At 53.4% G+C, this 14,883-nt stretch carries 11 protein-coding genes; 3 read left to right on the top strand and 8 right to left on the bottom strand.

The features are described 5' to 3' along the window. The first annotated feature begins 432 nt into the window (after positions 1-432). Positions 433-1,377: a dimethyl sulfoxide reductase anchor subunit family protein gene (locus HH1059_RS08220; RefSeq protein WP_096409727.1), complete on the top strand. Its 945-nt coding sequence runs from the start codon at positions 433-435 to the stop codon at positions 1,375-1,377. Between the two features lie 5 nt (positions 1,378-1,382). On the opposite strand, the gene cysG is transcribed toward HH1059_RS08220, so the two are convergent. The 4 genes from cysG to HH1059_RS08200 all read right to left on the bottom strand — a co-directional run bounded on the left by cysG (position 1,383) and on the right by HH1059_RS08200 (position 5,077). Continuing rightward, positions 1,383-2,855, bottom strand: a complete 1,473-nt coding sequence (cysG, locus tag HH1059_RS08215; RefSeq protein WP_096409726.1) for a siroheme synthase CysG — start codon at positions 2,853-2,855, stop codon at positions 1,383-1,385. A gap of 228 nt (positions 2,856-3,083) precedes the next feature. Further along, entirely contained in the window at positions 3,084-4,187 is a 1,104-nt protein-coding gene (locus tag HH1059_RS08210; protein ID WP_096409725.1) for a cobalt-precorrin-5B (C(1))-methyltransferase, read from the bottom strand. Continuing rightward, entirely contained in the window at positions 4,174-4,494 is a 321-nt protein-coding gene (locus HH1059_RS08205; RefSeq protein WP_096409724.1) for a cysteine-rich small domain-containing protein, read from the bottom strand. Before HH1059_RS08205 ends, HH1059_RS08210 begins: the two co-directional genes overlap by 14 nt. A gap of 205 nt (positions 4,495-4,699) precedes the next feature. Then, positions 4,700-5,077 carry a ZapG family protein gene (locus HH1059_RS08200; protein ID WP_096409723.1) on the bottom strand — a complete coding sequence of 126 codons (378 nt, stop codon included), beginning with the start codon at positions 5,075-5,077 and terminating at the stop codon, positions 4,700-4,702. Positions 5,078-5,939: 862 nt separating this feature from the next. On the opposite strand from HH1059_RS08200, the gene HH1059_RS08195 reads away from it, so the two are divergent. Beyond that, positions 5,940-8,144, top strand: a complete 2,205-nt coding sequence (locus tag HH1059_RS08195; protein WP_096409722.1) for a putative bifunctional diguanylate cyclase/phosphodiesterase — start codon at positions 5,940-5,942, stop codon at positions 8,142-8,144. 45 nt (positions 8,145-8,189) lie between these two features. On the opposite strand, the gene HH1059_RS08190 is transcribed toward HH1059_RS08195, so the two are convergent. Beyond that, positions 8,190-11,072, bottom strand: a complete 2,883-nt coding sequence (locus HH1059_RS08190; RefSeq protein ID WP_096409721.1) for a UvrD-helicase domain-containing protein — start codon at positions 11,070-11,072, stop codon at positions 8,190-8,192. A 27-nt stretch (positions 11,073-11,099) separates the two neighbouring features. Continuing rightward, positions 11,100-11,651 carry a lipocalin family protein gene (locus HH1059_RS08185; protein WP_096409720.1) on the bottom strand — a complete coding sequence of 184 codons (552 nt, stop codon included), beginning with the start codon at positions 11,649-11,651 and terminating at the stop codon, positions 11,100-11,102. A gap of 389 nt (positions 11,652-12,040) precedes the next feature. Here HH1059_RS08185 and HH1059_RS08180 point away from each other — a divergent pair, with 389 nt between their 5' ends. Then, complete coding sequence (locus HH1059_RS08180) at positions 12,041-12,604, top strand: tetratricopeptide repeat protein (protein WP_096409719.1); 564 nt, start codon at positions 12,041-12,043, stop codon at positions 12,602-12,604. Between the two features lie 185 nt (positions 12,605-12,789). Here HH1059_RS08180 and pufC read toward each other — a convergent pair whose 3' ends face one another. Both pufC and pufM read right to left on the bottom strand, forming a co-directional pair. Then, a complete protein-coding gene (pufC, locus tag HH1059_RS08175; protein WP_096409718.1) occupies positions 12,790-13,908 on the bottom strand; it encodes a photosynthetic reaction center cytochrome PufC in 1,119 nt (372 codons plus the stop codon). Positions 13,909-13,920: 12 nt separating this feature from the next. Then, the gene (pufM, locus tag HH1059_RS08170; protein WP_096408212.1) at positions 13,921-14,883 is read right to left on the bottom strand and encodes a photosynthetic reaction center subunit M; all 963 of its coding nucleotides are present in this window, start codon (positions 14,881-14,883) and stop codon (positions 13,921-13,923) included.

The raw sequence follows: 14,883 nt of genomic DNA, 5'->3' as shown, positions 1-14,883 counted from the left end.
GACGGCTCACGGGGCAGATGGGGTCGCCGGTGAAGGTGGGGCTGCCGGTCCAACCAGTCCAGCTGGTGTAGATACGTCTGACCGCAAACGCCTACCTCCGGTTAGTGAGTGGATCAACCGTAAGGTCTATCGCTAGGAGGTGTGAGGGGGCTTTCATAGGGGGAAACTCTAAAAAGCCGGCCTGTCTCTAGGAACCTCTGCTCCCCCTGGGCCACTCAAACTGCCCCGGTGTGGAGGTCTTGGCGCCAGGGATGGCGCCATGAAGCCTCCAGGGATGGATTCACGGCGTCCTCCACAACGGGGCAGATTAGTGGCACGGGGGAGCAGAGGTTCCCAACAGGAGGCTGCGACCGCTTACCTGAGGCCCGAAGGTGGGCAGGTCGAGGTAGCGATTAGTTCCATACAAAACGACTAATAGCAAGAGGTAAGATCATGCACGCACCTCTATCGGTTGTGCTTTTTACTGTCCTCTCGGGGGCTGGATTCGGGTTTGTAGCGCTGTTTATCTTCGCCGATCTGTTTGCGGTCGGCGGGGCGGTCGAGCGCGGCGAGTTGCTCGGGGCTAGCGTATTGGGCTTGGTAGTGGTAACGGCCGGCTTGCTGTTCTCTACAGGGCACTTGACCAAGCCGCGTCAAGGCTGGCGGGCCTTGGCTCGGGTCCGCAGCTCATGGCTGTCGCGGGAAGCGGCTGTGGCCGGCCTGTTTTATCCGGTGGCGCTGCTCTATGTCCTCTTCTACGCCTTCTCCGGGGCCGAGCATAGCGCCTTTACCGTGATCCTGGCGCTGTTAACCGCGGCCCTGGCCCTAGGCACTATGCTCACAACCGGCATGATCTACGCCTGTGTGCGGGCGGTGCGCGACTGGAACCAGAGCCTGACGCCGGTTAATTTTCTGCTGCTGGGGCTGGGCAGCGGTGCCGCCTTGCTGGTCTTGGTGCGCTTTGCCGCCGGCGCTGATCCTCAGCCCTTAGCCGCGGTGGGGGCGACAGTCCTGGCCGTAGCTGTGGCCGCGAAGAGTGCCTGGTACTGGGGCAAGCTCAGCGCCGGTAACTCGACCCCGGGGACGGCCTTGGGGCTGACTAACGGCAAAGTCAGATTGCACTATGAGGGCCATGCGGCGCCGACCTTTCTCGATCATGAGCTAATGGCCAATAATCATCTTAAGGGGGGGTTGGCGTGGCTCTATCGGGCGGCGGTGGTCGCGGGCGGTTTGCTGTTGCCGGCTATTTTGCTGGGCGTGGTGGCGGCCGGGGGCAGCTGGCTGTGGGCGTTTCTGGCGCTGGCCCTAGCGCTTGGCGGGGCGGTGCTGGAGCGGTGGCTATTCTTCGCCGAAGCGCGCCATGCGGTTAGGCTCTATTACGCTGAACAGCGGATCTAGCAGGTCTAACAGGGGCTGCTGCTGGTGCTTGCGGTGCTTGGCTCGGGCTTAGCACCGCAGACCGGCTCGCTGTCGATCTCCTCGCTTATGGCATCGTACCAGGCTAGCCGTGAGGTCAGGGGCACAGTTGGGCCTACCACGATCATAGCTGGGCCGCTGAGGTTGTGAGTGGCGGCTTTGTCGGCTAGGTCCTTGAGACTCCCCTCGACAATCTTCTGGCTTGGCAGAGTGGCCTGCTCGATTACCGCTGCGGGGTGATTAGCGGGTAATCCGGCCGAACGCAGCTGGGTGCATACCGAACTAAGGTTCTTCAGGCCCATGTAGATGACCAAGGTTTCATCGGTATGGAAGGGCGCCCAGTGGTCGAGGTTGACTCGGCCATCACGGCGGTGTCCGGTGAGAAACCGACAGCTTTGGGCGTAGTCGCGGTGAGTCAGCGGGATGCCGGCGAAGGTGGCCGCTCCCTGTGCCGCCGTTACGCCGGGGACCACCTGAAAGGGGATGTTAAGCTCGAGTAATCCCTCTATCTCTTCGCCGCCGCGACCGAAGATGAACGGATCGCCGCCTTTAAGGCGCAATACGCGCTTACCCTGCATGGCAAGCTCGATGATCCGTGAGTTGATCTGTTCCTGCGGCAGGGTGTGTTTGCCGCAGCGTTTACCGACCGGGATATGCTCGGCATCCTTACGCACTAGGTCGAGTAGGGCGGATGCACCGAGAGAGTCGTAAAGGACTACATCTGCCCGCTGCATCAGGCGCAAGGCGCGGAATGTCAGCAGATCGGGGTTGCCTGGTCCGGCGCCGACCAAAAATACTTCGCCCTGGTGGTTCGGGTTTTCCTTCTCCTCCTGCAGCAGGCGCAGTATCTCGGCTTCGCCCTCGTGTTCACGTCCGGAGAGGATCGATTGGCTGGCGGAGCCGGAAAAAACCCTCTCCCAAAAGCGCAAGCGCTGTTCATTATCCGGTAAGGCACTACGTACGCGCTCGCGTAGCCGCCCGGCTAGTGAGGCAAGGCGGCTGTAGGCGGAAGGGAGCAGGGATTCGATTTGTGCCCTGACTTGACGGGCTAGGACCGGGGCAGCGCCGCCACCAGTCACCGCCACCTGTAAGGGCGAGCGGTCCACTACCGAGGGGGTAATATAGCTGCACAGGGCGGGTTGATCGACAACATTAACCGGTATGCCTTGGCGGCAGCAGGACTCGTGGACTGCTTGGTTGGTGGCATCATCATCGCTGACCGATAGGACTAAGGCAGCCCCATGCTCCATGCCCGGGCAAAATTCCTCCGCTCGGTGGTAGGCACGTCCTTTGTTACGCTCTATGACCCGAATGCAGCTGCTATCTAGGTTAGGGGCAACGATGGTTACAAACGCGCCCGCCCTGAGCAAATCCTCGCTCTTCTGGGCGGCGGCCTTGTTGGCGCCTATTACCAGGCAGCGGCGGCCGTGGAGTTTGAGAAAGATAGGGTAGTGTTGCATCTGCCGTATTATATCCTCTATAGCCAGCTTGCGGGTAAGAGCTTTTGAGTGGTCTGATCAAGTGAAGCAGCCAATTAGCTGATGCGCAGTCGTTAGGGGTTCCAAAATGATTGCCTGACCATTCATGTATTGTTTGCGAATTCTCATATATAGAGAATATCCCAGAAGGAATAATGACTCCGGGGAGTGGTAAGAGGCGCCCATTATAGGAGGCGATAGAAGGTTTGACTAAAATGGAGCCCTGCCGATTAACTCCTGATTGCGGTCAAAGATGAGGACCTCTAGCCGTATCTGATCGCTGCGGAGTATCTCAGCAGCACGCTTGCGGGCGGCCTCGGCAACTGTATCGCCGATTGGTAAGCCCTCTGCAAGTGCGCAACTAAATGCCTCGGCGATAGTGTTGGCGGCTGCGATCCGCTCTTGGCATCCCGTCGAGGCGCCTAGTTGCGCTGCTATTGCGGCTAACTGTTGGGTATCGGCCTGACCGCGGCGTGAATGTAGATCCATAAATCCTTGTGCAAGCTTGGTGATCTTTGCCATGCCGCCGGATATCGTAAGGTATGGCACTGGGTAGCGGCGCAGGTATTTGAGCGTGCCGCCGGCGAAGTCGCCCATATCGATCAGCGCCTCATCGGCAAGAGAGTAGATTGATTTTACCGCTTGTTCGGAGGTGCGCCCGGTGTTCGCCACTAGATGTTTTATATCTGCGGCGCGGGCTACGTCTATACCGCGTTGGATGCTATCTATCCAGGCCGAGCAGGAAAATGGCACCAGTACCCCTGTAGTACCGAGTATTGAGAGTCCGCCTTGAATGCCGAGTCTGGGGTTGAGAGTGTGGGTAGCTAGCTGGTGACCATCACTAATCGAGAGGGTTATTGCTAGATCGCTTTGGTAAGGAAAGATTTCGCCTACAGCGTCTAATATATATGCTCGCGGCCCTGGGTTGATTGCCGGTTCGCCGATTGCAACAGGCAAGCCGTGGCGAGTAACGGTGCCGACACCCTTGCCTGCTTTTAAAGTGATTCCCGATCCGGGCTCGCCGGCGGCGACTGTGGCAGTTATAACTGCGCCGTTGGTGATGTCGGGGTCATCCCCCGAGTCTTTGATTATCGCTGCGCTGCTCCAGCACTTCGCCTTCGTCAGGCTTATTTCTTGGAAGGCTAGGGAGAATGCCGGTTTATGGCCGCGGGGTAGGTTGATTTGAACTGGGTCCGGGAACTGTCCCGTTTTTAGTGCCGAGCATGCTGCCTTAGTTGCAGCCGCAGCACATGCCCCGGTAGTCCAGCCGCGGCGCAAGCTGTCCGCACGGGGTTTGTAGCTATGGTTCGGCATCTTCCGGGAGGCTGGGTGAATTGCTCCGCCGCTGTTCTTCCCCCTGCCAGATTACCGGCTTTTTCAGCCATTTTTGAATGAAGCCCCACGATTGGTGGTAGCCGTTATGCGGAAGGTTGCAGGCACTGCAGTCCTTGCGTTTAATGCCATTGCGATCAGTTACTACTCGATACGGGCCGGGGCAAAGGTAGGCATTGAGCGGGCAGTAGCAGAATAGGCAGTTAAACGCTCGCTCGACTCCTTCATGACATGGCATATAGGGGCATTCGGAGTTGGTAAAGCCCTTATAAGCTTCGTTTTTTGCCATATAGTTAAGGGTGTTCTCCAATAACAAACGCCCGGAGGATCATTGATCACCCCGGGCATCTTACCAGCCACGATCCTGCTGCCTTCTCAGTCAGTCAGGCCAGAGGCTCCAGGTCTCGCCGGTGACAGTACACTGGCCTCTCCTCAGCAATACCTGTAGTCTCGCTAATCCTGTTAGCTGACAGGGCAGAACCTAGAATCGCTGCTTAACGTCCGCGCCCGCGCTTGGAGGAGTCGTTGCGCAGCTCCCGATTGGAGATATCGCGCGGCAGCAGGCGCTGGTCACCTAGCGACTTGACCAAGTCCTCTGTACGACGTGGGGCAAGACGCTGCGTGCTCTTAGCCATGTGCTCGTAGAGGCGGCGGTAAGCCTTGGTTACCTCACCCATGATTTGAGCAGTTTGCTCAAAGTGCGAATCTACCTCGCGGCGGACAGCGTCGGCCTCATCACGCTTTTGTTTGGCGATCCGATCCGCGTCGCGGACATCTTGAGCGTTGGGCCCAAGGGAACGACCAAATAGCGCGCCAGCCGCGCCTCCTACTGCTATACCAATGGCTACATATAGAAGTGGATCATGAAGCATACCGGACCTCCGTTTGGTTCAAGTGACATTCTAAAGCTTGCTACTCATTATGCACTAGTTTAGCCCGTTCAAATATGGCAGGTGCGCGCTTAAGCCGCAAATTTTCTGTTACATCATGCTTTCGCGGTATTGCTGCACCCGCTACTAACTTTCTGGAACTGCTCAGAACCCCTTATTTTTAGCTATTTGCACCACCGTTGTGGAGTTCCTGGCAACGAGATGGCGCCATAAAGACTCCTGAACAAGGCCCGTGGCACCTTCCAGAACCGGGGACGGGTGGAGCAACAGGGAGGCCTAAAGCCCCTGGCGGCGATAGGTGGCGCCAATTTGTTACCGCTCCATAATACCTTACCTGACTGCTCTCATGCATCTTTAGAGATGCCCTAGCAGGCACCTCTAAAACTTCCCCGGAGCCACCATCTGCCCCGGTGTGGAGGACGCCGTGAATCCGTCCTTGGAGGCTTCATGGCGCCATCCCTGGCGCCAAGACCTCCACACCGGGGCAGATGGTGGCTCCGGGGAAGTTTTATGAGGTGCCAGATAGGGGGGCTCTAAAACATCCCCCGTGTCAGTTAGCTGCCCCGGTGTGGAGCTCATGGTGCCAGGGATGGCGCCATGGGGCCCCATGGGATGGATTAACGGCGAATGGATTAACAGCGGCGTCCACACGTGGGGCAGCTAGCTGGCTCGAGGGTCAGTCTTTGATTTACCTATGAGGTGTTCCGGTTCAATAAGACAATGTGAATTGTGTTGCTATGTGCACGGTTAAGGGTAGAATAAATAAAAAATCTCATCAAACTAGCTGGCGGTATCTGACTAGAAACCTCATCGTACCCTGTAACCTATATACAAGGACCAAGAAATGCGTCCTGCCCCCATTCCAGAGAACGAAGACGAGCGTCTTGCCGCTTTGCACGAATACGGGCTGCTCGATACGCCCCCGGAAGATGCCTTTGAGCGCATTACTACCCTGTTGTGCAATTTTTTTGATCTGCCGATAGCCACAATCACATTGGTCGATAATGACCGTCAGTGGTTCAAGTCCTATCGCGGCCTAGATGACTGCCAAACCCCGCGAGATATATCCTTTTGTGGGCATGTTGTTGCCTCTGGAGAGCCGCTTATTGTCGAGGACGCAACCGCTGATGAGCGCTTCCACGATAATCCGTTGGTTACCTCTGAGCGGGGCATAAGGTTTTACGCTGGTGTGCCGCTGACCACCCCATCTGGCTATCATATTGGGGTTCTGTCAATCCAGGACCCGCAAGCGCGTAAATCCGATGCTATATGCCTACAAAGTTTGCAAGATTTTGCAGCCTTGGTAGTAGATGAGCTGGAGCTGCGTTTGCAAAGTGCCAAGCGTCAGCTTGAACTAAGGCGCTTTGCAGGTGGTCCGACCGTGGTTTTTGCCTGGGATCAAAAAAGCGGTGAGTGGCCTGTGAGATATGTCTCTCCCAATGTGCAAAGGGTTCTTGGCTACTCTCCTGAGCAGCTCATAGGGCGGCCGTTTGCTGAGCTTGTTCACCCAGAAGACTATCCGCGCTTGATACGCGAAGATAGTAGAGCGCTCAGCGTTGCAGTGGATAGCTATTTTGATTATACCCCGTATCGGGTAAAAGCTGCCGATAGCGCATATCGCTGGGTGCAAGAGACATCGGTGTTCGAACGCAATGGCCGAGGAGATGTGGTTGCCGGGCTCGGGTACATCAACGACATTACCGAGAGAGTAGAACTCGAAGAGCAGAACCGGACTGATCGGTCAGAGTTGATCTACTACCGAAGTCAGTTGGAAGAGCTTTTACATACCGACCCCTTAACTGAACTGCCTAATCGGCTCCTACTGCACGATCGGCTAGCGCAAGCAGTAGAGAGACGCAAGCGAGATAAGGCAGCATTAGCCGTTTTAGTGTTGGATTTGCGCGACTTCAGGGCGATAAACGACAGTCTCGGTAAAGACTTTGGCGATCAGGTGTTGATCAATCTAGGTAGGCGCTTGAAGCAAGTTCTGCGGGTTGGCGATACGGTTGCACGCTTAGGTGGCGACGAGTTTGGCATTTTATTGCCCTGGCTTGGTGTTGCTGACGATTCGGTTGAGTTGGTGGAGCGGTTAGTAAATTGGGTTGAGGAGCCGTTATTTGTCGGCGACCAAGAGATATGCCTCGTAGCCCGTGTCGGGATAAGCGTCTATCCAACCAGCGGGAGCGAGGAGAACCTTGTAACCAGGCTGCTTGAGCAAGCCGATACCGCAATGCATGAGGCTAAAAGGGAGGGTGTCAGGTATCGGTTCTTCAGCGCCGAGTTAACTGACAGGGCCCATGAAAGGCTGAAATTGGCGGCTGATTTACGTCGTGCCCTAGCCAATAATCGGCTTCTACTGCACTACCAACCGCAGGTTGATCTTAAAAGTGGCTCTTGGGTAGGAGTTGAAGCCTTGGCGCGGTGGTTCGATCCGCAGCAGGGTTGGATATCTCCAGCGCGCTTCATTCCTGTTGCTGAGCGTTCGGGTCTGATCGACCGTTTAGGCGAGTGGGTGCTTGATACAGCTTGTGCGCAGGCAGTGATATGGTTACAGCAAGGCATTGATTTTGGCCGCATCAGTGTCAATGTGGCTGCCCCGCAGATGGCAGAGGAGGGCTGGGCTGAGAAGGTTAAAGAGGCGCTGGAGCGTACTGGACTTCCGCCCCATAAATTGGAGTTAGAGATAACCGAAAGCCTGCTGGTTGAAAGAATGGACTGTGTAACTAAAGGGTTGAGCGAGTTGCGCGCCTTAGGGGTTGCGGTTGCAGTAGACGATTTTGGCACCGGGTACTCCGCATTAAGCTATTTGAAGGATCTACCAGTTGATAAGCTCAAGATAGACCGCTCGTTTATTCGTGATTATCCAGGTGACCGACATGCTGCTGCTATTGCGCGGGCCATAATAGCCTTAGGAACAGGTTTGGGTATACGTATTATAGCTGAGGGTGTGGAGACCGAAATGCAGCGCAAGGCGCTTTTGGACGCAGGTTGCCGGCAAGGTCAGGGCTTCTTGTTTCACGTGCCGGAACCGGCTGCCTCTTTTGGTTAAGCTTTGCGGTGAAATCAGGGGAGGTTTTGGAGGTTCCTGCGTATTTCACATTGTCCAGGTTCTGGTTTGTTCAATCAGCCAGTTCCGGAATATACCAACGTTGCGGTCGCGCTGCATGTGTATCTCGTACAGTTGCTTGGCGTCGATAGGTTCTCTTATCTTTTTGTTATTAGTAATTTTTTCCTGATATATCCTCTCTGGCGTCACACCAGGGTCGAGATCGTGTGGTTGGAAGAGATGGTAGTAGGGTGTCCACCCTTTGCCTGGACGTACTTGCACCCCCGGGTTGATCACAAAGCTGTTACCTGTAGTGCGCCGGAAGAGCCGAAGACTATTGTCAGAGCTGCGCCTGAATTCGTTGGCATACAGAACATCCAAGATGAATGATGGCTGTTTGCAGGATTCGGGGAGTATGTCGTTGGGCAGATGGGCCAAAGTTGATGATATCCAGTCTGCGGTAAAGCCGTTCTCCCCGCTGCCAACAAGCGGACCGAGGCCCCGATAAAATAGCATGCTTAGCCAGTAAAAAAGGAAGAACTCCATTTGCTGGCGGTCAAGCATGAGGAGTTTGCTGTCTGCTTGAAGAGATAGGTTTAGTGGAGCTAAGAGCTGATATACGGGTGTGAGTTTATGGGCGGCAAAATCAGTATCTAAGTAGGCTTGCTCTAGCGCAAAGTGAACGGGGTTAAAGCCATTATCGGCGACTACAGCAGGATCAGCGCCAAGGTTAATCAGGTCCTCGAGTAGCTGATAGTTGCCCATTCTTGCAGCGATCATCAATGGAGTTAAGTTGTAGCGGGTAGGGTGGTCTACACCAAATTTATCTGTTTGCTTGATAACAGTCTGATAGTTCCTTTGATTATACCCCATGAAATGATTGCGATGAACTTGGCGAACGGCATCAATTTCATTCTGAGTGGCAGGGCCGAATCGCTCTCGCGAGAGTGCGCATAGCGTTGGTAGATGGCAGTGAAGCAGTGAATACTCGAAGAGTTCGAGCCGATATTTGTTGATCCCTCTGTTGAATACTTGGTCGCGGAGTGATTCAAACTCTTCTCGGTTGATTGTGTGCCAGGGTGCTTGGTTATGCTGTAAAATCTTATGACGGATTTCGTTTGCCTGTTCTTCCTGTCCTTGCAACTCCAAACGTTTAGCCTCACTGCGCCACTTCTTTAAAGTTGATCGCTCTTTTTTACCCGCTACCTTGTTATCGAGGCGCTCCACTAAGCCGAGCAAGTGAAGAAATTTATGGTTTTGGTCACATTCGACCCAATAAATATTTTTGACAGCCCTGGTTATGCCCACGTACAAGGCATTAATGTAAAACTTATAGGTCTCGATAGATTTGTCTGTCTTGTCTCTGCTTCTTGCAAAACCAATGTTATCCGAATCTAGATCTTGCTTATCAATACCACTAGCAATGGCTTCATAGATTTCTGCCTCATCGCTGATTATGTTGTAAAAGATTATGCTATCGTACTCAAGCCCCTTGGCCTCTTGAATAGAGAATATGAGGGGGGTCTCAAACTTTCCTCTGGCATCATATTTTTGAGATGGGTGCAATACGATTACCGCTACATTTGCCGACAACCCAGTAAACTCGTTGAGAGCTTGTCGTACAGGGGGTTTATCCTCAAGTAGCTGTATTTTACCGCTGTCTCTTTTGGCGTTGGTGACAAAGACATTGCTCTCTTTGTCTATAGAGCCAAAGCGTTTTTGTTTGATTTTAAGCACGCGATTGGCGATTTCTGTTATGTTTGATGAATTGCGGTAGTTGTTATGCAAAACGTTAACCAACCGACCACTACTTATGGGGTACTGTAAACTTCTTATAAGGCTTTTAATGTTAGCCCAAGAAAAGTGATTAGGGTGTACGATCTGGTTGGCATCGCCGCAAAACAAGAAATTATGGGGCCGATTCAGCGATTTAAGGATTAGCAAAATCTGAATGTTTGTGAGGTCCTGCAGCTCATCTACTACTACAAAGTCGTATTGCTTATTAATTTTTGGTAAGTACTGATGACTTAGAATGATCGGATCATAGCGCCCCTCTTTTTTTAAATAGTTGAGGTATTTTTCAAAGACATCATAAACTTTATCTCTAACATTGTGATTGAATATCGACTGCCTTACTCCTAAGCCGTTATACGAAGCCCGATCTAGGTAAGGGGAGGAGTAGGCTTGTCCAGCAATCACGCCGCGTATTTCCTCAAAAACCTTATGGGGGCTTTTAAGGTCTTTTGACTCAGGTTGGCGATAAAACCAGTCACAAAACTCTTCTGCAGATAGCTCTGTGCCTTCGGGTACACGTATTGATTCTATAAACTCTTTATAGGATAAGAACTTGGGCGTTTGGTTAGGGTTGTAATATCCATGTGAATAGTAGAGGTTTCGAGAATGTTCAACTAAGAAAGGCGACTGACTGATATAAAGTATAGCGCCCTGCATTTCTTTTAGTTTTTCAATCGCCAGGGCGGTTTTACCGCTGCCGGCTGAGCCGATCATTATGATCGGTGGTTGAAGGTAATAAATATCTTCTTGTTGGTCATCAAATGTTATTACCTTATCTAGAAGGTTAAATCTATCTTTATTCGGGTTTAAATGTTCCGAACTCTCAGGCGATGTCTCTGCGGGACTTTTTACCGGCGGGATTTTATCTTCGTCTATTACAGCCCCGCCCCGAAGAAATCTAGACTTGTCATAGTTATGGTTGGGGATGTGTTCGAGGATTAAGCAGCATTTTTCACCGGCAGCTTTTCTTAGGGTGAAGAGTAAGCGATCGCTGCGGTTGAGTCTAGCCCTGTATAAATTGTCGCCTATCTTGCGAACATCAGCCTGAGCGAAATTGCCAGATTGGAGTGCGTTATATACCTTGTCAAAGCCATCAATGTATTCCGGTTCTAGCTCATTGTATATGAGTACTTTCATGTTATTTGATGCCGATAAACATATAGCTTAGGAGTGATCCACATCAATCAGGGTGCTGATATCATAGCCTAACTCTTTTGCATAATTAGTCAAACGTTCAGTGATTTCAGTTGGAAGCGTGGTTTTACGTGCAAGAATCCACAAGTAATCGCGACTAGGACCGGTCACTAAAGCCCATTGATAGTTGTCGTGATCAAGGTCTATCACGTGATATCCAGCCGTTATCGGCCAGAAAAAGGTCACGGATAGGCTCGCAATGTTCGGATCACCTTGGAACCGTGCATATCCTTCTATGGAGACCCAATCTTGCTTAGCCGTGCTGTAAGCAGTGTTAACGACTTTAATCTTACCGTCATCGCGTAGTGAATACTCTGCATAGACCCTCGTTGCGTTCCTCTCAAAGCTATGATCAAGGCGTTTGATCTCGTACCATCTGCCCAGATAGCGCTCCGGCTCGAAACCGGACACCGGTTCAACCCCCTGAGGCGGGGCAGAGTAACGTTTCGTCAACCCGGCAGTAATGGCCTTGAAAAACTTGGAGACAATTTTATTTTTAGGCGCTTGTGAAGGTGATGTCATAATTGATCCCAACTTGTCACGATATTATTACGGTAGATTTTACGGATTGTAGACGCCTAATGCTATTTCTCGTTCCTCGAATGAACCTCCAAAACTCCACCGCCGCCGACTAGCTGCTTCGTATTGTGATCTTGGCGCTAGGGGGTGCCTCTAAAACTTTGCCGGCGCCACCATCTGCCCCGGTATGGAGGTCTTGGCTTCAGGTAGGGGCCATCAAGCCTTCAGGGATGGATTTACGGCGTCCTCCATAACGGGGTAGCTAAGATGGGGCCGGGAGTTTTTGGATGCATCCTTGGGATATACCCTTTTTACGGGGTATAGAGTTGACAGGAACAAGATTAAGTGCCGTGCTATAATACCTTAAATCAGCGTTAGGGAGGTAGTTACTAATGATTGAGCAGCGCGGCCCCAGAGTAATTGCAGCTTGCGCATTCTGCGCAGTATCTGCCGTAATCGTAAGCGGTTGTGATTTTGAGGACGAACGCCTTTCTCCCAGCGAGGCCTATCAGCAAAGCTTAGAGATGGCGGAGGAGGGCGATAGGGACAGCATTTTCGATCTCGCCTATGCCTACTCCAGAGGTTTGGGTACCGATCAGGATATTGATAAGGCTCTAGAGTACCTCAAATCAGCAGCGGAGGAGGGCCATGGTAGAGCGCAGCTGATGTTATCTGAAGCCTACTTACAAATTAACCGTGGCCGTGATTTAGAAGAGATGATTCAAATTAGGGATGATTGGTACGAGGCTGTAGAGCAGGACCTAGAGTCGGGTTATAAATGGCTATTAAAAGCTGAGTTAAACGATGACACAAGTGTAAGCCGCCCTGCGGAAGGTATTCTCGTTGCCATGATTCAGGAAATGAGTGACTCTGAGCGGCAGAAGTTTTTCGAGGTGGCTAGTGAATATGGTCATCCTGAGTGGCAGGACGTTGCCAAAAAGATGATCAGCGAATAACTCGCGGTGCAGTTTTAACCCCCCCCTCTTCCCCCCCGCACAAAAAACGGCGCCATGCTTTCAAGCATGGCGCCGTTGTTTTATATCCTGACCTCTTCGGGTAATGAAGAGTCTATCGGCTTCGCGTTATGTTGGATCCGAGGGGGCTGGGTGCCCCCTCAATAGGACCGATTCTCAGCTAGCCTTTAGTCATTCACACCCTTGAGCAGATCGGTGCCAAGGTCACCAAACTGCAGGTAGTCGAAGTCAGGGTCCGGCTCGCCGACGAGCTCCGGATAGAGCTCCAGGAACTCCTCGCCGTAGAGCGGACGACGCTCCTTGTTGTGGCAAGTCTGGCAGCTGACCTTGCCTACGTCACCGGTCGGGCCGAGAACATCCGCGTCCTCAGGATACTCGTCAATCAACGGGTTGATCCAGTTGACGTTGATATCACGAGCCATGCGGATACCGTGCCAAGCGGTCTCCCGCTCCTTCGGACTATCCTCCCAGCTCGCCCAACGGCTGACGTTGTGGCAAAGCGTACAGCCAGCGTCGAGTGAGTAGCTCAGGTGCATCATCAGACCTACCGCCTCGTAGGCCTCACGCAGGCTTACACCCTCCGTAGTCGCAGTGCGCAAGCCACCTTCACCCTCACCGACGATCGCCAGCTCACCCTCATGGCCAACCAAGAAGGTGTCCAGGGCATCACGCGGGAATGCCGTATAGGCGGTCTTGGAGCTGATCTTGTTCTGCAGCTGCAGATCACCCATACCGGTCATGAACCGCGTCTCACCAGACTCCTCCTCGGAGTGCCACGAGGCCGGCGGTATCGGCTCACCACGGTGGCAGGTGTAACAGGTTACACCGGCTTCATTCGAGTGAGTCAGGTGGGTATCCGCCCAGTTGGCGTTCAAGTACCGCGTCATCTCGATCATGTCACGGGAGACACGGTACTGGTACTTCTCATCACTGGCCAGATCATCCGTATGACAATAGGTGCAGCCCTCATCTCCGGCTACCCAGTCCGTCATCTCTTCCTTGATGCGCCAGAATTGCTCATCACTCAGGTCGGCAAGCACCTGGACGTTCTCATGAACATCCCCAGCTCGCTCACCGTCCTCTGATGCCATCGGCCGCGCCTCCGGCGCCGTGTGCAGATCCAACCGTGACTCCAGAATCCGCGGGTTATCAAGCACGTACATGCCTGTACCACGCGGTCCCGTCTGCTCTTGCTCAAACGGCGGACGCTCACAACCAGCAACTACCAGGAAGCCGGCTGCCAACGCCCCTACCGCTAGCGATCGCGTCAGGTAACGTCCATCCATAATTCCTACCCCCTATTGTGCAGCCGGATTCCGTGCCGGATCGGAGAGCTCTTCATAAATCGGGACCAAGTTATGCTTCAGCCCCCACTCGTACCAGCTCTCTATCACCGTACCGGAAAGGAATAGACCAATCGAGGCCACAAGCGGGACAAGAATCGCCATCCAGTAGCCCCAGCGGTGGATCGACTCCATGGTCGCGTTAAAGCCCATCGTCCAGCGCCAGAACAGCGCAGCACGCTCAGAGCCCGTACCACGGTCAGTGATCTGCTCTATCTCACGCTCACTGTTATAACGCCCGGTCGCCAATATGGTCGCACCGTGCGCAGCAAACAGCAGCGCCGAGCCAAAGCAGAACGCTATCGACAGCATGTGGAACGGGTTGTAGTAGAAGTTGCCGTAACGCTCCGAAATCGCTACCAACCAATCAAGGTGAGCAAACATGCCGATCGGCAGCGACTCATCCCAAGAGCCGATCGCAACCGGACGGATGATGGTGATGATGAAGTAGAACCACAGCGCCGCCGCAAAGGCCCACGCCACATGCGTGCCAAGCCCAAGGGCACGGGCACGAATGTACGTGCGAGCCCACCACATCAGCAACGACAGCGAACAAATCGCTAGCCCCCAAAGGAACCAGCCACCATCGTTAAACGGCGGAATGCGCAGTCCATACTCCGGCGGCGGTACCTCTACCGCCAACCACCAGAATTGGCGAAATACCTCGCGAACCGACCAGTCAACCGCAGCTAGCCAGTTGAAACCCACCATCAGGCAGAAGATCAAAAAACCTAAGCTAGCTACGACACCTGTCGCTCCCAGGTAAATCGGCCCAACCTGAGCATCACCAATCTTACCCAGCAAGTACGAGAAACGGGGACGTCCGACCCGATTCCAGCTACCGCCCGGTACCTCTAGACCCTGCTCAGCTGGACCACGAACCTGTACACGGGTGAATACGTTTTGGTACTCGGCCAT

The organism is Halorhodospira halochloris, assembly GCF_002356555.2.
GTDB lineage: Bacteria > Pseudomonadota > Gammaproteobacteria > Nitrococcales > Halorhodospiraceae > Halorhodospira > Halorhodospira halochloris.
This window is presented reverse-complemented; position numbering and strand designations above follow the sequence as displayed.

What these genes read in the sequence shown, in the direction of transcription:
- HH1059_RS08200 (WP_096409723.1), bottom strand. Translation starts at nt 5,077, where the DNA reads ATGCTTCATGATCCACTTCTATATGTAGCCATTGGTATAGCAGTAGGA.
- HH1059_RS08220 (WP_096409727.1), top strand. Translation starts at nt 433, where the DNA reads ATGCACGCACCTCTATCGGTTGTGCTTTTTACTGTCCTCTCGGGGGCT.
- HH1059_RS08180 (WP_096409719.1), top strand. Translation starts at nt 12,041, where the DNA reads ATGATTGAGCAGCGCGGCCCCAGAGTAATTGCAGCTTGCGCATTCTGC.
- HH1059_RS08210 (WP_096409725.1), bottom strand. Translation starts at nt 4,187, where the DNA reads ATGCCGAACCATAGCTACAAACCCCGTGCGGACAGCTTGCGCCGCGGC.
- HH1059_RS08190 (WP_096409721.1), bottom strand. Translation starts at nt 11,072, where the DNA reads ATGAAAGTACTCATATACAATGAGCTAGAACCGGAATACATTGATGGC.
- HH1059_RS08205 (WP_096409724.1), bottom strand. Translation starts at nt 4,494, where the DNA reads ATGGCAAAAAACGAAGCTTATAAGGGCTTTACCAACTCCGAATGCCCC.
- cysG (WP_096409726.1), bottom strand. Translation starts at nt 2,855, where the DNA reads ATGCAACACTACCCTATCTTTCTCAAACTCCACGGCCGCCGCTGCCTG.
- pufC (WP_096409718.1), bottom strand. Translation starts at nt 13,908, where the DNA reads ATGGATGGACGTTACCTGACGCGATCGCTAGCGGTAGGGGCGTTGGCA.
- HH1059_RS08185 (WP_096409720.1), bottom strand. Translation starts at nt 11,651, where the DNA reads ATGACATCACCTTCACAAGCGCCTAAAAATAAAATTGTCTCCAAGTTT.
- HH1059_RS08195 (WP_096409722.1), top strand. Translation starts at nt 5,940, where the DNA reads ATGCGTCCTGCCCCCATTCCAGAGAACGAAGACGAGCGTCTTGCCGCT.
- pufM (WP_096408212.1), bottom strand. Translation starts at nt 14,883, where the DNA reads ATGGCCGAGTACCAAAACGTATTCACCCGTGTACAGGTTCGTGGTCCA.